This window comes from Streptomyces sp. NPDC014894, assembly GCF_043080985.1.
In the GTDB taxonomy this organism is placed as follows: Bacteria; Actinomycetota; Actinomycetes; order Streptomycetales; family Streptomycetaceae; genus Streptomyces.
Map to the genome: position 1 here is coordinate 44,557 of NZ_JBIBWD010000024.1, position 20,772 is coordinate 65,328.

Annotated in this window: 15 protein-coding genes, 1 pseudogene and 1 riboswitch; of the genes and pseudogenes, 10 read left to right on the forward strand and 6 right to left on the reverse strand. The window is 74.7% G+C overall.

The features are described 5' to 3' along the window. Positions 1 to 65 precede the first annotated feature (65 nt). Both ACF089_RS34685 and ACF089_RS34690 read right to left on the reverse strand, forming a co-directional pair. Complete coding sequence (locus ACF089_RS34685) at positions 66 to 287, reverse strand: helix-turn-helix domain-containing protein (protein WP_005319113.1); 222 nt, start codon at positions 285 to 287, stop codon at positions 66 to 68. 365 nt (positions 288 to 652) lie between these two features. After that, complete coding sequence (locus ACF089_RS34690; RefSeq protein WP_392035807.1) at positions 653 to 2,251, reverse strand: ABC-F family ATP-binding cassette domain-containing protein; 1,599 nt, start codon at positions 2,249 to 2,251, stop codon at positions 653 to 655. Between the two features lie 352 nt (positions 2,252 to 2,603). On the opposite strand from ACF089_RS34690, the gene ACF089_RS34695 reads away from it, so the two are divergent. After that, on the forward strand, positions 2,604 to 3,494 hold the full coding sequence (locus ACF089_RS34695) for a neutral zinc metallopeptidase (RefSeq protein WP_392035810.1): 891 nt from the start codon (positions 2,604 to 2,606) through the stop codon (positions 3,492 to 3,494). A 148-nt stretch (positions 3,495 to 3,642) separates the two neighbouring features. Then, a pseudogene (locus ACF089_RS34700) lies at positions 3,643 to 4,057 on the forward strand (VOC family protein). 135 nt (positions 4,058 to 4,192) lie between these two features. Here the strand turns inward: ACF089_RS34700 and ACF089_RS34705 are convergent. The 3 genes from ACF089_RS34705 to ACF089_RS34715 all read right to left on the reverse strand — a co-directional run bounded on the left by ACF089_RS34705 (position 4,193) and on the right by ACF089_RS34715 (position 8,143). Next, on the reverse strand, positions 4,193 to 5,662 hold the full coding sequence (locus ACF089_RS34705) for a hypothetical protein (protein ID WP_392035813.1): 1,470 nt from the start codon (positions 5,660 to 5,662) through the stop codon (positions 4,193 to 4,195). Positions 5,663 to 5,821: 159 nt separating this feature from the next. Next, a complete protein-coding gene (locus tag ACF089_RS34710; RefSeq protein ID WP_392035816.1) occupies positions 5,822 to 6,952 on the reverse strand; it encodes an alpha/beta hydrolase in 1,131 nt (376 codons plus the stop codon). 528 nt (positions 6,953 to 7,480) lie between these two features. Further along, positions 7,481 to 8,143 carry a class II aldolase/adducin family protein gene (locus ACF089_RS34715; protein WP_392035819.1) on the reverse strand — a complete coding sequence of 221 codons (663 nt, stop codon included), beginning with the start codon at positions 8,141 to 8,143 and terminating at the stop codon, positions 7,481 to 7,483. 269 nt (positions 8,144 to 8,412) lie between these two features. On the opposite strand from ACF089_RS34715, the gene ACF089_RS34720 reads away from it, so the two are divergent. From ACF089_RS34720 to ACF089_RS34750, 7 genes are all read left to right on the forward strand, one after another. Next, on the forward strand, positions 8,413 to 9,663 hold the full coding sequence (locus tag ACF089_RS34720) for an anion permease (RefSeq protein ID WP_392035822.1): 1,251 nt from the start codon (positions 8,413 to 8,415) through the stop codon (positions 9,661 to 9,663). A 12-nt stretch (positions 9,664 to 9,675) separates the two neighbouring features. Then, the gene (locus ACF089_RS34725) at positions 9,676 to 9,924 is read left to right on the forward strand and encodes a hypothetical protein (RefSeq protein WP_392035825.1); all 249 of its coding nucleotides are present in this window, start codon (positions 9,676 to 9,678) and stop codon (positions 9,922 to 9,924) included. Between the two features lie 319 nt (positions 9,925 to 10,243). Next, a riboswitch (cobalamin riboswitch) is annotated at positions 10,244 to 10,383 on the forward strand. Positions 10,384 to 10,589: 206 nt separating this feature from the next. Further along, the gene (locus ACF089_RS34730; protein WP_392035828.1) at positions 10,590 to 11,558 is read left to right on the forward strand and encodes a cobalamin biosynthesis protein; all 969 of its coding nucleotides are present in this window, start codon (positions 10,590 to 10,592) and stop codon (positions 11,556 to 11,558) included. Beyond that, complete coding sequence (locus ACF089_RS34735; protein WP_392035831.1) at positions 11,555 to 13,180, forward strand: cobyric acid synthase; 1,626 nt, start codon at positions 11,555 to 11,557, stop codon at positions 13,178 to 13,180. Before ACF089_RS34730 ends, ACF089_RS34735 begins: the two co-directional genes overlap by 4 nt. A 214-nt stretch (positions 13,181 to 13,394) precedes the next feature. Continuing rightward, entirely contained in the window at positions 13,395 to 15,494 is a 2,100-nt protein-coding gene (locus tag ACF089_RS34740; protein ID WP_392035834.1) for a putative cobaltochelatase, read from the forward strand. Then, complete coding sequence (gene cobO, locus ACF089_RS34745) at positions 15,494 to 16,093, forward strand: cob(I)yrinic acid a,c-diamide adenosyltransferase (protein WP_392035836.1); 600 nt, start codon at positions 15,494 to 15,496, stop codon at positions 16,091 to 16,093. Before ACF089_RS34740 ends, cobO begins: the two co-directional genes overlap by 1 nt. Beyond that, complete coding sequence (locus ACF089_RS34750) at positions 16,087 to 17,439, forward strand: cobyrinate a,c-diamide synthase (RefSeq protein WP_392035839.1); 1,353 nt, start codon at positions 16,087 to 16,089, stop codon at positions 17,437 to 17,439. The genes cobO and ACF089_RS34750 overlap by 7 nt, the downstream gene beginning before the upstream one ends. Positions 17,440 to 18,443: 1,004 nt before the next feature. On the opposite strand, the gene ACF089_RS34755 is transcribed toward ACF089_RS34750, so the two are convergent. Further along, entirely contained in the window at positions 18,444 to 19,166 is a 723-nt protein-coding gene (locus tag ACF089_RS34755) for a ZIP family metal transporter (protein ID WP_392035842.1), read from the reverse strand. Between the two features lie 91 nt (positions 19,167 to 19,257). Between ACF089_RS34755 and ACF089_RS34760 the strand changes: the two genes are divergently transcribed. Next, positions 19,258 to 20,715: a cobalamin biosynthesis protein gene (locus ACF089_RS34760; protein WP_392035845.1), complete on the forward strand. Its 1,458-nt coding sequence runs from the start codon at positions 19,258 to 19,260 to the stop codon at positions 20,713 to 20,715. Positions 20,716 to 20,772: the final 57 nt, after the last annotated feature.

Consider the following 20,772-nt stretch of genomic DNA (forward strand, 5'->3'; position numbering starts at 1 on the left):
CGGCCGGCTGTGAGAACCGGCCGGACGAACGCCCCAGGAACCGTTGGGAGCCCCGGACGCGGGGCTCAGGCCGAAGCGGCCTTCTTGCCTCGCGTGGCTCCGCCACGTCCTCGTAGGACGACTCCGGACTCGCTCAGCATCCGATGGACAAATCCATAGGAGCGACCGGTCTCTTCGGCCAGCGCCCGGATGCTCGCGCCGGAGTCGTACTTCTTCTTCAGGTCTGCCGCGAGCTTGTCGCGCGCGGCGCCGGTAACCCGGCTGCCCTTCTTCAGAGTCTCGGCCACCCGTGCCTCCTCATGGGAAGTGCGCTCTTGGACTTCTCATGATCACCCCTTGCGCCGCTCCTGGCCACCCATTCGGCAAGGTCGGTGGAACGACCTTGGGGCCGCGAAGGGCTCCGGATCTGACCGGAATGAATCATTCCGCACGCTCGACAACCGGATCACGACCCGATCAGCATGGGAAAGCACCAGGTCAACGAGGGTGTGCCAGGAACGACCAGGAAACGCCGACCTCACGTGATCATGAGCCGGGGATCTCTTCGGGGTACGAGACACCCTCACTCAGATGATGGATCACCCGTGAGCCGAATGATCCATACGGAGTGGATCAGTGTCCTGGCCGGACCGTCGCGGGTGACGGTCGGTGATCAGGCGAGGGCCACCAGATCCGCGTAGTCCGCGCCCCACAGGTCCTCCACGCCGTCCGGCAGCAGGATGATCCGCTCCGGCTCCAGCGCCATGACGGCGCCCTCGTCGTGGGTGACGAGGATGACCGCGCCCTTGTAGGTGCGCAGCGCGCCGAGGATCTCCTCGCGGCTGGCCGGGTCGAGGTTGTTGGTGGGCTCGTCCAGCAGCAGCACATTGGCGGAGGAGACGACCAGGGTGGCCAGGGCCAGCCGGGTCTTCTCGCCGCCGGAGAGCACCCCGGCCGGCTTGTTCACATCGTCGCCGGAGAAGAGGAACGAGCCGAGCGTCTTGCGGACCTCGACCAGATCGAGGTCGGGCGCCGAGGTGCGCATGTTCTCCAGGACGGTGCGCTCCGGGTCCAGGGTCTCGTGCTCCTGGGCGTAGTAGCCGAGCTTGAGGCCGTGACCCGGGGTGACCTCGCCGGTGTCGGGCTTCTCCACCCCGGCGAGCAGCCGGAGCAGGGTGGTCTTGCCGGCGCCGTTGAGGCCGAGGATGACGACCCGGGAGCCCTTGTCGATCGCGAGGTCGACGTCGGTGAAGATCTCCAGCGATCCGTACGACTTGGACAGGCCCTCGGCGGTGAGCGGGGTCCTGCCGCAGGGCGCGGGCTCCGGGAAGCGCAGCTTGGCGACCTTGTCGGCGGCCCGCACCTCCTCCAGTCCGGCGAGCAGCCGCTCGGCGCGCTTGGCCATGTTCTGGGCGGCGACGGTCTTGGTCGCCTTGGCGCGCATCTTGTCGGCCTGCGAGTTGAGGGCGGCGGCCTTCTTCTCGGCGTTCTGGCGCTCGCGCTTGCGGCGCTTCTCGTCGGCCTCGCGCTGCTGCTGGTAGAGCTTCCAGCCCATGTTGTAGACGTCGATGGCGGAGCGGTTGGCGTCGAGGTAGAAGACCTTGTTGACGACCGTCTCGACCAGCTCGACATCGTGGGAGATCACGATGAAGCCGCCGCGGTAGGTCTTGAGGTAGTCGCGCAGCCAGACGATCGAGTCGGCGTCGAGGTGGTTGGTCGGCTCGTCCAGCAGGAGGGTGTCGGCGTCGGAGAAGAGAATGCGCGCCAGCTCGACCCGGCGGCGCTGACCGCCGGAGAGCGTGTGGAGCGGCTGGCCGAGCACGCGGTCGGGCAGGCCGAGCGCGGCGGCGATGGTGGCGGCCTCGGCCTCGGCGGCGTACCCGCCCTTGGTGAGGAACTCCGTCTCCAGGCGCTCGTACTTCTTCATCGCCTTCTCGCGGGTGGCGCCCTGTCCGTTCGCCATCCGGTCCTCGTTCTCGCGCATCTTGCGCAGCACGGAGTCGAGGTCGCGGGCGGAGAGGATGCGGTCCCGGGCGAGGGTGTCGAGATCGCCCGTGCGCGGGTCCTGGGGCAGATAGCCGACCTCGCCGGAGCGGGTGATCGCGCCGGCGGCGGGGATGCCCTCGCCCGCGAGGCATTTGGTGAGGGTGGTCTTGCCCGCGCCGTTGCGCCCGACCAGGCCGATGCGGTCGCCCTTGGCGATACGGAACGAGGCGGACTCGATGAGGATGCGGGCGCCGGCGCGCAGCTCAATACCGGAAGCGGTGATCACGGACATACTCCAGGGCGGTGTGGACGGCGGAAGGACGGGCTATGAGGCTGCGACGCCGTCTAATGCGCAAGGAGGATGGCCATGGGGCCAGTCTAACGGGGCCTCGCAAGTGGTATTCGCGGCTCGGTACGCGTTCAGGACACATCGGGCACGGCGCGGCGGGCGGGCGTGGCCGGAGTGCGCCGTGCCGCGCCGGGCGGCTCGCCTCGCCCTCCCGCTCAGCGGGGGGGCGCGGCCCGCCTCGCTCTGCCGCCCAGCGGGGGGGGACAAAAGGGGCGATCGCTCTCCGGGTGATCGATACTCGGCGCAGGCGGCGGGCCGCCGCCGCACCGGAGCCGAGGGCGGTGGCCCCATGCAGTTCGACGACGACGCCGATCTGGACACGTCGGAGGTCAGGGATGTGCGCGGCAGCCGGGTCCCCGGCGGCCGGGCGGCCGTGGGCGGGGGCCTGGCGGGAGTCGTCGCGCTGATCCTGGGGCTGGTCTTCGGGGTGGGCCCCGAGCAGCTCGGACTCTCCTCGGACGGCCCAGGACCGGCCGCGACCGCGTCGACGCAGGCGGAGGTCGGCCGGGCGTGCAGACGGGGCGCGGACGCCAACGCCCGGGAGGACTGCCGGATCGTCGCGGTGGTCAACAGCGTTCAGGACTTCTGGCGGGCGGAGTTCCCCCGGCGGCAGGGGCGCTACACGGACGCGCGGACGGTGCTGTTCACGGGCCGGGTGGACACGGCGTGCGGGGCCGCGACCTCGGCGGTGGGCCCGTTCTACTGTCCGGCCGACCGGCAGGTCTATCTGGATCTGGGCTTCTTCGACGATCTGCGGGACACCTTCGGGGCCGGCGACGGCCCGTTCTCGCAGGCGTATGTCGTGGCTCACGAGTACGGCCACCATGTGCAGAACCTGATGGGCACCCTGCGCCGGGCGCAGGACGGACGGCAGGGCGCGGCGAGCAATTCGGTACGGGTGGAGCTGCAGGCGGACTGCTACGCCGGGGTCTGGGCGCATCACGCGACGACGACGCCGGACGGGAGCAGCGGGCGTCCGCTGCTCGTCAGCCTGACGGAGGCGGACATCGCGGACGGTCTGGACGCGGCGGCGTCGGTCGGCGACGACCGGATCCAGGAGCGGTTCCAGGGGCGGGTCACCCCGGAGACCTGGACGCACGGCTCGGCGTCGCAGCGGCAGGAGTGGTTCGACGTCGGGTACCGGTCGGGGGACATGGCGCTCTGCGACACCTTCCGCTGAGGCCCCTGGGGCCCGTCACCGCCCTGACCTGGGACGACGGTGCTGTGGACGGGCGTTGTCAGTGGCGGGTGCCAGACTGAGACGCAGCTCACATTTCAACAGTCGCGCCGGTCTCTGGGGGCCGGCGGAACCGGAAGGAGTGAGGGAGATGGCTCAGTCGTCGAGCACCGGCTCGCCGAGCATCTGTCCGACGCTGGTGTACGCGGACGCCAGGGCCGCGATCCGGCAGCTGACCGAGGCCTTCGGCTTCACCGAGCACGCGGTGTACGAGGACGGGGACGGCCTGGTGGCGCACGCCGAGCTGAGATACGGCGACGGGATCGTGATGCTGGGCAGCGAGGGAAGGGGCGGGGACTTCGACCGCTTGATGACCGGCGGCGGGCCCTCGGGGGGTGTTCGTCCGGGTCGGGGATGTGGACGCCCATCACCGCCGGGCGGTGGAGCACGGGGCGGAGATCGTGACCGCGCCGGCCGATCAGGAGTACGGGGCCCGGGACTACATGGCACGGGATCTGGAGGGGAACGTCTGGAGCTTCGGGGACTACCGGCCGGGGGCGTCCTGATGGGGGACGCCCTGTTGGGGGACCTCCTGTTGGGGGGCGGAGGGCTCCGGAGCGGCCGGGAGGCAGGGGGCGGCACGGCGGACGGGGGCGGCCGGGAGGACGGCGGCCGGGGTGCGGCCGCCGTCGCACGGAGCGCTAGGCCCCGCCGGTGTGGACCTGGAACGCGGCCCGGCGCACGGCCTTGGCGAGGGCCGGGTCCGGATGGGCGGCGGCCAGGGCCACCAGGACCTGCACGGTGCGCGGGTGGCCGCCCGCCCTGACCTCCTCCAGGAGCGCCGGGACGGTGCCCTGGACGGCCGAGTCGAGATGGCGCAGCAGCAGCTGGGGCTCCCCGTGGTCGGCGACGGCGGCCGCGGTGTCGACCCACAGCCAGGTGGCCTCCTCGCGGCTGAGGACGTCATGGACGTCCTCGGGGTCGGCCCCCTCGTACTCGGCGAGCCAGAGCAGGGCGTAGGGGCGCAGGGAGGGCTCGTCGGCGACGGCGCGGACCTCGGCCTCGGCGGGGGCGCCGACGACGCGGAGCGCCTCGAAGGCGAGACCGCGGAGCAGGGCGTCCTCGCCGCGGGCGACGCCGAGCAGCTCGGCGACCGCGCTGGAGACGATGCGAGCGGCCAGCCAGGCGCGGTACTCGGCGCGGGCGGGCCCGGGGGTGAGACGGGCGCAGCCGCGCAGCATGTCCTCGGCGGACTGCTCGATGTTGCCGGCCGGGCTCTGGGCGGCGACGCAGATCTGCTCCAGCTTGACCCAGACCGCCCAGTTGCCGAGCGGGGTCAGGGTGGCGGAGCGGCCCCGGTCGAGGGTGAGCGCGCCGACGGCGGCCAGCCCGTCGAGGGCCCAGTCGAGCAGGGGGGAGACGGTCGCCGGGCCGGAGGCGGCCGGTGCGGCCGGGTCCCCGGCGGGCGCGCGGCCGTCCCCGGGCCGGTCCGCCCGGTCGCCGGCCGGTCCGTCGGCGGTCATGGGCAGGGGCTGGGCCTGCGGGCCGTAGGGGACTTCGCAGCGTTCCTCGCGCAGTTCCTCGACGCGCTGCTCCAGAAGGTCCAGCAGGACCGGGACCAGAACGGGGCCGGCCGAGAGCTGAAGGAGGGAGAGCAGCTGGGGGACGGCTTCCACGACCTCGGCGACGGCGGTCGGCGCGACGTCGTCGGGGGCGGGGTGGGCCAGGGACCAGGCGTCGAAGAGCGCGACCCAGCCGCGCAGCACGGCCATGTCGTCGCGGTCCCAGGCCCGGAGCCGCCAGCCGGGGCGGGCGGTCCCGCCGTGGAGTTCGACCAGGCCGGCGAGGCGGGCGCGGTCCCATCCCGCGCGGACCTGGAGCGGGGTCAGATCCAGTGCCGCGGCGGCCCGTTCCCGGGCCGTGGCGGCGAGCGGGGTGGTGCCGGGGTCGCGTTCGACGGCCGCCCAGCGGGCGATCCGTACCGCGTCGGCGAGGACTTCTCTCGCCTGGCGGGCCAGTTCCGCGGGGGGCGGGGTGCCCTCCGGGGGCCTGGGGGCCGAGCGGGTACGCCGGGTCGTCACGGCCCGCCGGGCGGTGGCCAGCGGTCGCGGGCGGACAAGACGGAGTCTGGAGTTGCGCGCCAATTGCTCATCAGGCTTTCGGGACGTCACGAGGAGCAGTCTTCCCGCTGACGGCCCGAAAGCCCAAACGGAACCCGATGAAGAGGGCGGGGGCGGGGGCCGCGGGCGTCCGCGGCCGGTGCGGGCGAAGCCGCCCGGCGGGCCGGGCGGGCCGGACCGCGCCGCGGTCGGGGCGGCTGCCGGCGGGAGTCACATCAGGGGGGTGAGAAAGCGGCGGAGGGCCTCTTCGTAGCGGGCCGGGTCGGCGTTCCACATGGCCGCGTGCGGTGCGTGGCGGACGGTGTGGAGATGGACGAGTTCGGGTCGGCGGGCGGCGAGTTCCCGGGAGGGGTGCCAGGGGGCGATGGCGTCGTCCGGGCCGTGGAAGATCAGGGTGGGCACCCGCAGCAGCCGGGCGTCGGCGGCCACGGCGGGCCGGCGCCCGTCGTACAGCCCCGCCCTGCCCCGGGCGGCTCTGACGGCGAGCGGGAGCAGGGGCCCCGGGGTGTGCCGGGCGGCGGCCAGGGCGCGCAGGGTGGCGTCCTTGTCGAGGACCGGGGAGTCGAGCACCAGCCCGGTGACCCGGTCGCGCAGGGCGGAGTCCGCGGCGGCGTGCAGGGCCATCGTGGCGCCGGTGGACCAGCCGTACAGGACGACGTGGCGGGCGCCGTTGCCGACGGCGAAGCGGAGGGCGGCGTCCAGATCCCGCCACTCGGCGTCGCCGAGGTGTCCGAGCCCGTCGGGAGGGCGGGGTGCGTCCGGGTCTCCGCGGTAGCCGACCACCAGAACCGGAATACGTCTGCCGTGCAGAAACGGAAGGAGGTTCATGGGGTGTTCGCGGGTGGCGCCCAGGCCGTGGACGGCGATGACCCAGGTGGTGCGCGGGCCGGGCACGGACCAGGCGGGCAGCGGCCCCAGCTCGCCCGGGACGCTGACGTCGGTGTGGGGGACGCCGAGCGCGGACGTCGGGTCGCCGAGATGGAGCCGCGGGGTCAGCCGGACCTTGGCGCCGGGTTCCAGGGAGCCCCGGGAGACGCGCTCCAGACGGCGGACGACGGTGTCGGCGGAGGGGGCCGCGCCGTCGAGCACGGGGCCGACGACCGCGTGGACGCCGGGACCGTCGAGTCCGTAGACGCCGGGGCGGCGGGAGGCGAGCGCCCGGGTGAGGGTCACCCGGTCCGCCTCGGCGGCGTGCACGGTCAGTCTGGGGTCGCCGGGGAGCGGCCGGCCGGGGGCGGGCCTGAGCACCGCGTCGCTCGCGTAGCGGCCGGCCGCCGCCGCGGCCGCGCCGACGCCGATCAGGGTGGTGACGGCCGCTGCCGTCGCGATAGCCGGGCGCACCGTTCCAGTGTCGGCGCGGCGGTGCGGGGCTGCCAGTGGACGGCGGCCGACGGTGTGGCCGCCCGGGCGGGCGGCCCCGGCGGGCGGGACCGTCCTGGGCGCGGCACCGGGGACCGCCGTCCACCGACAGGCGGAGCCGGGGGCCGCCGTCCGGGCGGGCGGAGCCGGGGGCGCGAGCCGGGACCGGGGGCGGGCCTGGCCGTACGGGGGCGGACCGGGGTCGGCCCGCTCCGGCCCGGGGCGATCGGGGCCCGGGGCGGGCGGATCGGGGCGTCAGGACGCTCCGGAACCGGGCCGGGGCGTCAGGACGGGACTCGGGCCGAGCCGGACCGGCCTCGACGCGGGCCGGGGCCCGGCCGGGCGCGGGCCGCGCCGGCCCCGCGAGCCGCCCCGCGCCGGACTGCCTCCGCACCCGGCTGCCGCGCATCGGACTCCCCGGGCCGGACTCCCCCGCGCCGGACCGGACCCGACCCGGGCCTGGTCCGGCCCGAGTCAGGCTCGGCCCAGGCCCGGGGCGGCAGGCCCGGGTCAGCGGCGCTGGCCGTAGCCGCGGAACTGCTCGGCGGCCTCCGCGAGCTGGTCCTCGGAGAGCAGGGAGGGGCTGTGACCGGGCACGGAGGCCGCGGTGAGCCAGAGGCGGCACATCCACTCCAGCTGCGCGGTGCGGTCGTAGGCCTGGTCCAGGCTCTGCCCGTGGGCGACCGTGCCGTGGTTGCGGAGCAGACAGGCGGTGCGCCCCTCCAGGGCGCGGAGCATGTTCGCGGCCAGGGCCTCGGTGCCGTAGAGGGCGTACGGCGCGACGCGGACGGGACCGCCGAGCGCGGCGGCCATGTAGTGGACGGGCGGAAGCTCGGGCACGAGGGTGGAGACGGCCGTGGCGTGCACGGCGTGGGTGTGGACGACGGCGAGGGCGTCGGTGTGCCGGTAGACCTCCAGATGGAGCGGCAGCTCGCTGGTGGGCTCCAGGTCGCCGAGGACCCGTTTGCCCCGGAGGTCGACGACGGTCGCGTCCTGCGGGCCGAGCCGGTCGTAGGGCACCCCGCTGGGGGTGACCAGGACGAGCGGGCCGAGCCGGGCGGAGACATTGCCCGAGGTGCCCACCACCAGGCCCTCCGCCGCCGTTCTGCGGGCGGTGGCGACCACGCCCCGCCATGCCTCGTCGATCGCCTTCTGGGACACCTGTTCGGTCATACGGCGATCCTGTCAGGAGCGGGCCCCCGATCACAGAGGGCCACCGCCGGGCCACGGAGGGGAGGACCGGACAGATTGCCGGAAAGAGTGATGAAAGGCACTTCAAGGGGCGAGAAGCCGGGCGCGAGAGCCCGTCCCGCGCCCGCGAGGCGTAAGCGGAGCACGAAACCTCACATGGGGACACCCTGAATCCGGCCTCAGTTCACCTTCCGTTCACCCAGGTTACTTACGTTCGCCAGGCCACTGACGTCCATAGATTGCCTGGGTAAATGGAACACATCACGCTGCTGCTCGCGATTGTGATCGTGACGGCTCTCGTGTTCGATTTCACGAACGGTTTCCACGACACCGCCAACGCGATGGCGACGACCATCTCGACCGGCGCCATGAAGCCCAAGTCCGCGGTGGCGATGTCCGCCGTGCTCAACCTCGTCGGCGCTTTCCTGTCGGTGGAGGTCGCCAAGACGATCTCCAGCGGCATCGTCAACGAGTCAGGCATATCCCCAGAAGTGATCTTCGCGGCGCTCGTCGGCGCCATCCTCTGGAATCTCCTGACGTGGCTGGTCGGCCTGCCGTCCAGTTCCTCGCACGCCCTCATGGGCGGTCTGATCGGCGCCACCGTCGCCTCGGTCGGGTTCAGCGGCGTCAACGGCGGCACCGTCGTGACCAAGGTGCTGATCCCCGCCATCGCGGCCCCGCTGGTCGCGGGCATCGGCGCTTACCTGGCCTCCCGGCTGACGTACAAGATCGGCAAGAACGCCGACCCGAAGTCCACCGCGAAGGGCTACCGGGCCGGACAGATCGCCTCGGCGGGCCTGGTCTCCCTGGCCCACGGCACCAACGACGCCCAGAAGACGATGGGCATCATCACGCTGGCGCTGGTCGCCGGCGGTGTGCTCAACCCCGGCTCGAACCCGCCCATGTGGGTCATCGTCTCCGCCGGTGTCGCGATCGCCCTCGGCACCTACCTCGGCGGCTGGCGCATCATCCGCACCATGGGCAAGGGCCTCACCGACCTTCAGCCGCAGCAGGGCTTCGCCGCCCAGTCCAGCGCGGCCAGCGTCATCCTCGCCTCCTCCAACCTCGGCTTCTCGCTCTCCACCACGCACTCCTGCTCCGGAGCGGTGATGGGCGCCGGCCTCGGCCGCAAGGGCGGCGTGGTCCGCTGGTCCACCGCCACCCGGATGTTCGTGGCCTGGGGTCTGACCCTGCCGGCCGCCGGTCTGGTCGCCGCGGGCTCGGAGTACGTGACCAAGCAGGGCGACTGGGGCGTCGCCGCCGTCGCGATCTTCCTGGTCGCCTCGTCCGCCGCCATCTGGATCTACTCGCGCCGCCAGGTCATCGACCACACCAACGTCAACGGCGAGGAGGGCGACGAGCCCGGCGTCGTGACCGAAGCGATCAACGCGGTCACCCCGCCGCCCGCCGGCACCCCCGCGCAGGACGACCTCAAGACGACCATCGCGGCTCCCTCGGCCGCCGCCCCCGAATCCGGCCCGGCCAGCCCGGCCGCGGTGTAAGGACAGATCAGCATGAACATCGACTGGGCAGCTCTCGGCTCCGTCTTCGGCGTGAGCCTCGTGGCCACCGTCGTCCTCGTGGGCCTGTTCACCCTCGGCATCGTCGGTCTGAGCAAGCAGCAGCCGGCCGCCGGGTCGACGACCGGCGGCACGGCGACCGGCGGCGGCGCGTCCGTGGCCCTCGCCCGTGTCGGCGCGTACATCTGCTTCGCGCTCTGCGTGGCGGCGATCACCTACGGGATCTACCTCATCGTCGACTGACGGCGTCCCCGGACCGTGCGCGGGCCCTGCCCGCCGCACCGAGGACTCCGTCGTCACCAGCTCTTTCACCGGCCGGGCCGGACCACTCCCACGGGGGCGGTCCGGCCCGGTCGCGTCGGTGCCGGGACCGTTCGCGGGGCCGGACGGGGCCGCTCCCGGGCCCGGCGGGGGCCGGTGTCGGGCCCGGCGGGGACCGGTGTCGGGCCCGGCGGGGACCGGTGTCGGGCCCGGCGGGGACCGGTGTCGGGCCCGGCGGGGGCCGGTCCGGGGTGTGGGGCTGAGCACACTGTCCCATCGCAGGTCAACAGCAGGTTGACGGCTGTTCTCGCAGCGTGGTGGACTGCCGGGGCCATTACGGCGGCAGCAGAGGAAGCCGGTGCAAATCCGGCGCGGTCCCGCCACTGTCACCGGGAGGAATCCCGGGAGCCAGGAACTCTCGCCGCCGCATCACGTCGAACCAGGGCGCGGACACCCTGAGTGAGGACATATCGCCATGCCCGGCCGCGGTTCAGCCCCTGCCCCGAGTACGCCTCGCACTCCCCCGGCTCCCCCGGCGACCTCTCCCGCTCCCCCGGCGACCTCTCCGGCACCCCCCGCTTCGTCCTCGGCTCCCCCGGCTCCCCCGGTTTCCCGGGCCCTCCGGAACGAGACCGCGGCCTGACCCCATGCGTGCCGACCGGATATTCGTGTACGGCGCCACCGCCGGCCTCCTCGGCGACCTGCTGCTCGGCGATCCCCGCCGGGGGCACCCGGTCGCCGCGTTCGGGCGGGCCGCGGGCGCCGTCGAGCGCGCGCTGTGGCGCGACCACCGGGGCTGGGGCGCGCTCCACACCGCCGTCTGCGCCGGAGGCGCCGCGGCGGCCGGGGCGCTGCTCGCCCGTGGGACGCGCGGCCGTCCCGCGCTGTCCGTCGCGCTGACCGCCGCCGCCACCTGGACCGTCGTCGGCGGCACCTCGCTGGGCCGCGAGGCCCGGACCGTCGGGGCGGCGCTCGCCGACCGGGACCTGGCCGCGGCCCGGGAACGGCTGCCCCATCTCTGCGGACGCGATCCGCAGGCCCTGGACGAGGCCCAGATCGCCCGCGCCGTGGTGGAGTCCGTCGCCGAGAACACCTCGGACGCGGTCGTGGGGGCCCTGGTGTGGGGGGCGGTCGCGGGCGTTCCCGGGCTGCTCGGCTTCCGCGCCGTCAACACCCTGGACGCGATGGTGGGCCACCGGTCCCCCCGCTACCGGCGGTTCGGCTGGGCCTCGGCCCGGCTGGACGATCTGGCCGGCTGGCCGGGCGCGCGGCTCACGGCCGCCCTCGCCGTCCTCGCGGGCCCCGACCCACGCGGGGCCGTACGGGCCTGGCGGGCCGACGCGCGCCGGCATCCGAGCCCCAACGCCGGTCCGGTCGAGGCGGCCTTCGCCGGAGCGCTCGGCGTACGGCTCGGCGGCACTCTCGCGTACGGCGGCCGGGTCGAGCACCGGCCGGTGCTCCACGGCGAGGGCCGGGCCGTGGAGGTCCCGGACATCGAGCGCGCGGTCCGGCTCTCGCGCCGGGTGAGTCTGCTCGCGCTCGCCGCGAGCGCGGCCGGACGGCTGGCGTTCCGGCAGATCACGGCGGTCCGCCGCCGGCAGGGAGGGATCCGATGACCGAGCGCGGACAGACCGGGGGCGGGCGTACCGGAGGCGGACGTACCGGGAACGGGCGTACCGGCGGCGGGCTGCTGGTCGCGGGAACGACCTCGGACGCGGGCAAGAGCGTCGTCACGGCGGGAATCTGCCGCTGGCTGGTGCGGCAGGGCGTCAGCGTGGCCCCCTTCAAGGGGCAGAACATGTCGCTCAACTCCTTCGTGACCCGCGAGGGCGCGGAGATCGGCCGGGCCCAGGCGATGCAGGCCCAGGCGGCGCGGGTCGAGCCGACCGCGCTGATGAATCCGGTCCTGCTCAAGCCGGGCAGCGACCGCAGCAGCCAGGTCGTGCTGATGGGCAAGCCGGTGGGCGAGCTGAGCGCCCGCGGCTACCACGGCGGCCGGCAGGAGACGCTGTTCGAGCCCGTCGTGGAGTGCCTGGCCGAGCTGCGGCGCTCCTACGACGCCGTGATCTGCGAGGGCGCGGGCAGCCCGGCCGAGATCAACCTGCGGCGCACCGACATCGTGAACATGGGCATCGCCCGGGCGGCGCGGCTGCCGGTGCTCGTCGTCGGGGACATCGACCGGGGCGGGGTCTTCGCCTCCTTCTTCGGCACGACGGCGCTGCTGAGCGCCGAGGACCAGCGGCTGGTGGCCGGTTATCTGGTCAACAAGTTCCGCGGCGACGTCTCGCTGCTGGAGCCGGGCCTCGACATGCTCGAAGGGCTCACCGGGCGGCGGACGTACGGGGTGCTGCCGTACGCGCACGGGCTCGGCATCGACGAGGAGGACGGGCTGCGGGTCTCGCTGCGCGGGACGGTGCGCGAGTCGGCCGTGGCCCCGCCGGTCGGCGAGGACGTGCTGCGGGTGGCGGTCTGCGCGGTGCCCCTGATGTCCAACTTCACCGATGTGGACGCGCTGGCCGCCGAGCCGGGCGTGATCGTCCGATTCGTCGACCGGCCGGAGGAGTTGGCGGACGCGGATCTGGTGATCGTGCCGGGAACCCGGGGCACGGTCCGGGCGTTGGAGTGGCTGAGGGAGCGGGGCTTGGCGCGGGAGCTGGCGCGCAGGGCGGCCGAGGGGCGTCCGGTGCTGGGGATCTGCGGCGGGTTCCAGGTGCTCGGTGAGCACATCGACGACGAGGTCGAGTCACGGGCGGGTTCCGTGACCGGTCTGGGACTGCTGCCCGTACGGGTGCGGTTCGCGGCCGAGAAGACCCTTGCGAGGCCGACGGGCACGGCGCTGGGCGAGCGCGTGGAGGGGTACGAGATCCACCACGGCGTCGCCGAAGTGCTGGGCGGGGAGGCCTTTTTGAGCGGCTGCCGGGTGGGTGAGGTCTGGGGCACCCACTGGCACGGCTCCTTGGAGAGCGACGGCTTCCGCAGGCAGTTCCTGAGACGGGTCGCGAGCGCCGCCGGCCGGCGTTTCGTGCCCGCTCCGGACACGTCCTTCGGAGCGCTGCGCGAAGAGCAGCTGGATCGGCTCGGCGACCTCGTGGAAGAACACGCGGACACGGACGCGCTGCTGCGGCTGATCGAGCAGGGCCCGCCCGCGGACCTTCCCTTCATCGCGCCCGGAGCGCCCGCGATGCCCGCGGCGCGCACGACCGCCGGAGCGCCCGGACGATTCGGAGGCCCCGTATGAGCACAGCGCTGTCCTTCCCGGCCGCCGCCGCGAGTCCGCTCGGGGACGGATTCCGCGGCGGATCCGGCTCCGGCCCGGGTCCGGATTCCCGTGCGGCTGCCCGTCCGTCCCGCCGGCCGCTTCCCCTTTCGATCCCCCTTCCGTTCCCCCTTTCGTTTCCCCCTTCGCTTCACCCCGCGTTTCCGTGTGCGCCCGTGACGACCGAGGAGCCCGTATGAGCACGCCCTACCCGTTCACCGCTGTCGTGGGGCAGGACGATCTGCGGCTCGCGCTGCTGTTGAACGCGGTGTCGCCGCGGGTCGGCGGGGTGCTGGTGCGCGGGGAGAAGGGCACGGCCAAGTCCACCGCCGTACGCGCCCTGTCCGCGCTGCTGCCCGAGGTCGCGGTCGTCGCGGGGTGCCGGTTCTCCTGCGATCCGGCCGCGCCGGACCCGGAGTGCCCCGACGGGCCCCATGGGCCGGGCGGGGCCGCCGCGCGGCCCGCGCGCATGGTCGAGCTGCCCATCGGCGCGTCCGAGGACCGGCTGGTGGGAGCGCTGGACATCGAGCGCGCGCTGGCCGAGGGCGTCAAGGCCTTCGAGCCGGGGCTGCTGGCCGACGCGCACCGCGGGATCCTCTATGTGGACGAGGTGAATCTGCTCCACGACCATCTGGTGGACGTGCTGCTGGACGCCGCCGCGATGGGCGCGTCCTATGTGGAGCGCGAGGGGGTGTCGGTCCGGCACGCCGCGCGTTTTCTGCTGGTGGGCACGATGAACCCGGAAGAGGGCGAGCTGCGGCCGCAGTTGCTCGACCGGTTCGGCCTGACGGTGGAGGTCGTCGCCTCCCGCGAGCCCGATCAGCGGGTCGAGGTCGTCCGTCGGCGGCTGGCGTACGACGACGATCCGGCCGGCTTCACCGCCCGCTGGGGCGAGGACGAGAGGGCGCTGCGGGAGCGGATCATGGCGGCCCGGGCGCTGCTGCCCGAGGTGCGGCTGGGGGACGCGGCGCTCCGGCAGATAGCGGCGACCTGTGCCGCCTTCGAGGTGGACGGGATGCGGGCGGACATCGTGATGGCCCGTACGGCCTGTGCGCTGGCCGCCTGGGCGGGGCGTACGGATGTCCTCGCCGAGGATGTGCGGCAGGCGGCCCTGCTGGCCCTTCCGCACCGGCGGCGGCGCAATCCGTTCGACGCGCCCGGTCTGGACGAGGAGAAGCTGGACCGGACGCTGGAGGAGTTCGGGGAGGACGAGCCCGAGCCCGACCCGGAGCCCGATCCCGATCCCGACCCCGGTGAGGGTCCGGAGGGCGGCCCGGACGGCGGCGGTCCCGGCGGCGCGCCGCCCCCGCAGGACGGCCCCGGCGCGGGCGACGGTGATGATCAGAGCGTTCCGCCGCAGGCCGAGCCCCCCGCGCCTCCGTTGACGACGGGTGAGACGGACGGGACGGCCGAGGCGGACGCGGGGGACGCGGCGGTCGGCGGCGGGCGTGAGCAGCGCCCGGTCGGGGCCGGTGAGCCGTTCCGTACGAAGATGCTGAGCGTTCCCGGGATGGGCGAGGGCGCGGCGGGCCGGCGTTCGCGCTCCCGGGCCGAGCACGGGCGCACCACGGGCGCGCGGCGGCCCCGGGGGGCGCTCACCAAACTGCATCTCGCGGCGACCGTGCAGGCGGCGGCCCCGCATCAGCGGGCGCGGGGGCGCGGCGGCCCGGGTCTGGTGGTGCGGCGGGACGATCTGCGCCAGGCCGCGCGGGAGGGCCGGGAGTCCAATCTCGTGCTCTTCGTGGTGGACGCCTCGGGGTCGATGGCGGCCCGGCAGCGGATGGGCGCGGTCAAGGGCGCGGTGCTCTCGCTGCTGCTCGACGCCTATCAGCGCCGGGACAAGGTGGGTCTGGTGACCTTCCGGGGCAAGGACGCCGAGGTGGCGCTGCCGCCGACGTCCTCGGTGGACGCCGCGGCCGCCCGGCTCGACGGGCTTCCGACCGGCGGGCGCACCCCGCTGGCCGCGGGGCTGTTGAAGGCGCACGACGTGCTGCGGGTGGAGCGGATGCGCGATCCCTCCCGCCGGCCGCTGATGGTGGTGGTGACCGACGGGCGGGCGACGGGCGGCCCCGACCCCGTGAAGCTGGCCTCCCGGGCGGCCGGGCTGCACGCGGCCCAGGGCACGGCCGCCATCGTGGTGGACTGCGAGTCCGGCCCGGTGCGGCTGGGGCTCGCGGGCTCCCTCGCGGCCGACCTCCGGGGATCGGCCGTCACACTCGACGAGTTGCGGGCGGACGCCATCGCCGGACTGGTGAAGAACGCCCGGTCCGCCGGGTCCGACAGAAGGGTCGCGTAATGCCACAGGGACAGCCGTCCGTCGTTCCGGACGACGGGCTCACCACACGTCAGCGGCGGAACAGGCCGCTGGTCTTCGTGCACACGGGCACCGGCAAGGGGAAGTCGACGGCCGCGTTCGGGCTCGCGCTGCGCGCCTGGACCCAGGGGTGGCCGATCGGGGTGTTCCAGTTCGTCAAGTCCGCGAAGTGGAAGGTCGGCGAGGAGAACGCGCTGAAGGTGCTGGGGGCGTCCGGCGAGGGCGGCTCGGTCGACTGGTACAAGATGGGCGAGGGCTGGTCGTGGGTGCAGCGCGACCGGCAGTTCAGCAATGAGGAGGCGGCCCGGGAGGGCTGGGAGCAGGTCAAGCGCGATCTCGCGGCCGAGACCTACAAGCTGTACGTGCTGGACGAGTTCGCCTATCCCCTGCACTGGGGCTGGGTGGACACGGCCGAGGTGATCTCGGTGCTGCGCGACCGCCCGGGGAACCAGCATGTGGTGATCACCGGGCGGAACGCCCCGGCCGAGCTGATCGACTTCGCCGATCTGGTGACCGAGATGACCAAGGTGAAGCACCCGATGGACGCGGGTCAGAAGGGCCAGCGGGGCATCGAGTGGTAGCACGGATCGTGATCGCCGCGCCGTCGTCGGGCAGCGGCAAGACCACCGTCGCGACGGGTCTGATGGCGGCGTTCGCCGCCTCGGGGCTGGCCGTGTCCCCGCACAAGGTGGGCCCCGACTACATCGACCCCGGCTATCACACGCTCGCGACGGGCCGCCCCGGGCGGAATCTGGACGCCTATCTGTGCGGTACGGAGCTGATGGCCCCGCTCTTCGCGCATGGCGCGGCCGGCTGCGATGTGGCCGTGGTCGAGGGCGTGATGGGGATGTACGACGGGGCGGCGGGGGCGGGCGAGCTGGCGTCCACGGCGCAGATCGCGAAGCTGCTGCGGGCGCCGGTGGTGCTGGTGGTGGACGCCTCCTCGCAGTCGCGCTCGGTGGCGGCGCTGGTGCACGGCTTCCTGTCGTGGGACCCGGAGGTCCGGGTCGGGGGCGTGATCTTGAACAAGGTGGCGTCCGACCGGCACGAGGAGCTGCTGCGCCAGGCGCTGGAGGAGGTCGGGACGCCGGTGCTGGGGGTGCTGCGGCGGCGGTCCGCGGTGGCGACCCCGTCGCGGCATCTGGGGCTGGTCCCGGTGGCGGAGCGGGCCGCCGAGGCCGTCGCCTCGGTGGAGGCGATGGGCGAGCTGGTGCGGCAGGGGTGCGATCTGGAGGGGCTGCTGGCGCTCGCCCGGTCGGCTCCCCCGCTGGACGCCGAGGCGTGGAGCGCCCGCGCGGAGCCGGAGCCCGCGCGGCCCCCGGGCCGGCGTCCGGTGGTCGCGGTCGCGGGCGGCCCGGCCTTCACCTTCTCCTACGCCGAGCATGTCGAGCTGCTCACGGCGTACGGCGCGGAGGTCGTCGCCTTCGACCCGCTGCGTGACGAGCGGCTTCCCGAGGGGACCTCGGGGATCGTGATAGGCGGCGGATTCCCCGAGGTGTACGCGCCGGAGCTGTCCGCCAACGAGTCGCTGCGCAAGGTGGTCGGGGAGTTCGCCCGGGACGGGCGGCCGGTGGCCGGGGAGTGCGCGGGGCTGCTGTATCTGGCGCGTTCGCTGGACGGACAGCCGATGTGCGGGGTGCTGGACGCCGACGCCCGGATGGGCGAGCGGCTGACCCTGGGATACCGGGAGGCCGTGGCGGTCGCCGACAGCTGTCTCGCGGTGGCGGGGACCCGGCTGCGGGGCCATGAGTTCCACCGGACCGTGATCGAGCCGGGCGCGGGCCCGGTGGCCGCGTGGGGCATGCACCGGCCGGAGCGCCGGCTGGAGGGGTTCGTCCAGCAGGGGGTGCACGCCAGCTATCTGCATACGCACTGGGCCGCCGACCCCGGTGTGGCCCGCCGGTTCGTGGCGGAGTGCGCCCGGTGAGGCGGCGCTCCGGCACCGGGGCGCAGCACGGACCACTCCCGCGCAGAATCGATTCTGCGGATCTCCCCGACGGGGCTGGGCCGGGGGGCCGGGCGCTGCTCGACGCCGGGCCCGGCGGCTTGGGGGGCGTCCGGGCCGGGACGGGCGGGGCGGCCGGGACGGCCGGCCCGGGCCGGGTGGGTGGCTGGGTCCCCGTCGGGGACCCGACCTGCGGACGGGCGTGCGGCGCCGGGGTGCGGGCCTGCGGCCGGGCGCGGACCGGCGAGTGGGTCGGCGACTGGACCGGGACGGCCGGCCCGGCCAGGACCGGTGGTGAGACCCCGACCGGCGAACAGCCCCGGACCGGAACGCGGGCCCGCACCGGGACCGTGCCCTGCGGACGGGCGCACGGTGCCGGGGTACAGGGCTGCGCCGGGACGCCGACAGGCGAGTGGGTCCCGACCGGTGCCGGGGTACGAGCCTGCGGCCCGGCGCGGACCGACGAGTGGGTCGGCGACTGGACCGGGACTGCCGGCCCGGCCAGGACCGGTGGTGAGACCCCGGCCGGCGAACAGCCCCGGACCGGAACGCGGGCCCGCACCGGGACCGTGCCCTGCGGGCGAGCACGCGGCACCGGAGTACGGGGCTGCGCCGGGACGCCGACAGGCGAGTGGGTCCCGACCGGTGCCGGGGTACGAGCCTGCGGACCAGCGCGCGGCACCGAGGCCCGGGCCGGGACCGGGACGCGCCCGACCGGCGGGTGGGGCCCGACCCGCACCGGGATACGGGCCTGCGGCCCGGCGCGGACCGACGGCTGGGGCGGCCACTCGACCGGAACGGCCGGCCCGGCCAGGACCGGTGACTGGACCCCGACCGGCGAACAGCCCCGGACCGGAACGCGGACCCGCACCGGGACCGTGCCCTGCGGGAGAGCACGCGGGGCCGGGACGGCGATCGGCGGGTGGTCACGGATCGGCGGCCAGGGGCGGGTGGGCGGTGGGGGGTTGGGCGGGGTGGTGGGGGGATCATTCGGCGATGCCGACGACCAGCCAGATGAAGCCCGCGCCCGCCGCCGTGCACAGCAGAGTGGAGCGGGCCGGGTGGGTGTGGTGCGCCTCGGGGAGGATCTCGGCGGCCGCGAGATAGAGCAGCGCGCCGCCGAAGAAGCCGAGATAGCCGCCGAGCAGGCCGACCGGGATGGTGAACAGCAGGGTCGACGCGGCTCCGACGACCGGGGCGAAGGCGTCGGCGATCAGCATCGCCACGGCCTTGGCCCGGGTGTTCCCGTACAGGCTGGCGAGGGTGTAGGTGTTGAATCCGTCGGCGAAGTCGTGGGCGATGACCGCGAGCGCCACGGTCAGCCCCATGGCCTCCCCGACCTGGAACGCCGCGCCGATCGCGATGCCGTCCATCAGGCTGTGGCCGACCATGGCCGCCGCGGCGGTCAGCCCCACCTGGGGCGTGCGCCCCTCGCCCGCGCCATGGGCGGCCCGGCGTACGGCCAGCAGCCGTTCGACCATGTGCGCGGTGAGGAAGCCGCCGACGAAGAGCAGCAGGGCGAGCGGCACTCCGAACACCTCGTGCCCCGCGGCCTCCATCGCCTCGGGGAGCAGGTCGAGGCCGACCACGCCGAGCATCAGCCCGCCGGCCAGGCCCAGCACCAGATGCCGGCGGTCGGTGACGCGCTGCGCCGTCCAGCCGCCGAACAGCGTCATGAGGAACGCGCCGAGCGCGACGAACACCGCCATGCGCCCTTGCTAGCGGATTGACCCGATTCTGCGCACGTTCCGCCGGAAGACCCGCCCGATTCACCCGTTTGACGCGAGAGGACCCCTGCTCATGGCCGAGCCCGGCGCCGCCGGTCCGCGCCCGGCGGCCCGCTCGGGACGGGCCGTCCGGCTCCCCGCGCCGCTGATCGCCCGGCTTCCGGCGGACCGGTCGCGGTACGCGCTGGTGCTGGAGGCTCCGGCGGGCGGGGGCGCGGACGGCCCGGCGGCGGTCGTCCATGTCACGGACCGGATCGTTCCGTTCGGGCCGGGGGCGGCGGTGCTGCGGCCGCCGTCGCTGGTGGTCGGGGTCGGCGCGGCCCGGGGCGTCTCCGTGGACGAGATCGTCGATCTGGTGACGGCCGCGCTGCGGGACGCCGGACTGTCGGCGCTGAGCGTCGGCGCGCTGGCGACGGTCGGGGCGAAGGCGTCGGAGCCGGGCGTCGTGGGGGCGGCCGAGCGGCTGGGCGTGCCGCTGGTCGCCCACCCGGCGGAGCGGCTGGCCCGGATCGCGGCGCCGAATCCGTCCGCCGTCGCGCTGGCGGCCGTGGGGACCGCGTCGGTCGCGGAGGCGGCCGCGCTCGCGAGCGGCGGCGGGGAACTCCTCGTACCGAAGCGGGTGTCGAGCCCGCGGAGCGGGGCGGCGAGGGCGACCTGCGCGGTGGCCGGGCGGAGTTCACCCGGTGGCCTCACGGTGTTCACCCCCGGGTCCGGCGCGGCTGGTCCGCTCGCGCCGACGGACGGTGGCGGGCCGCGACAGCCGTCGCGGCCGGGGCCCGACGGGCCCCGGCCGCGCGCCGAGCGGCTCGGCGATCCGTACGGCGAACTGCTCGGCGGCCGGATCGGCGATCTGCTCGGCCCCGGGGACTGGGTCCTCACGCCCCTCGGCGGCACCCCGCCCGGCACCGCGTCCGCCGGGCACGCGGTCACGGTGACCGTCGGCGGGACGTCTCGAACATCTCGGACGTCCCGGATGTCTCGGACGGCCGTGCCGGACGCGGAGTACGGCGAGCGGGGGCAACCGGCGGCGGAGCCCGGCGCGCACGGGAAGCCCGGCGAGTACGGGGACCACGGCGAGTACGGGGTGCGGTACGGGGTCCGGGAGCACCGGGCCGGGGAGTTCGGGTGGAGGGAGTGCGGGGTGGGCGGGTTCGGTCCGGGTTCGGCGCTGGAGGCGGCGCTCGGGGACGACCGGTTCTCCCTCGGTCCCGGGGATCTGGAACAGCCCTGGCCGGCGGTCGTTCGACGGCTCCGCGCGGCCGCGCGCACGGACGCGCCGGTGACCCTCCGGGGGCCCGCCGGACCGCTGATGAGGGCGCTCGGGGCGCTCGCCGGACACCGGCCGCCCGGCACTCCGGCGATCGTGGCCGGGAATACGACTCGACCGAATGAATCAAGCCGTCTGACGACCCTGGCCGGAGTGGATCCCCCGCCGCTGGACATGATGACCGTCGTGACGGTCGGCAACCCAGCCACCCGCGCCATCGCGGGCCGCATGGTGATCCCGCGCGGTTATCGGTGGCAGCCATGACCCCGCTCGGCGCCCAGCCCGACGGGGTCGCGAGCCCATGCGTCCGCACGGCGAGCG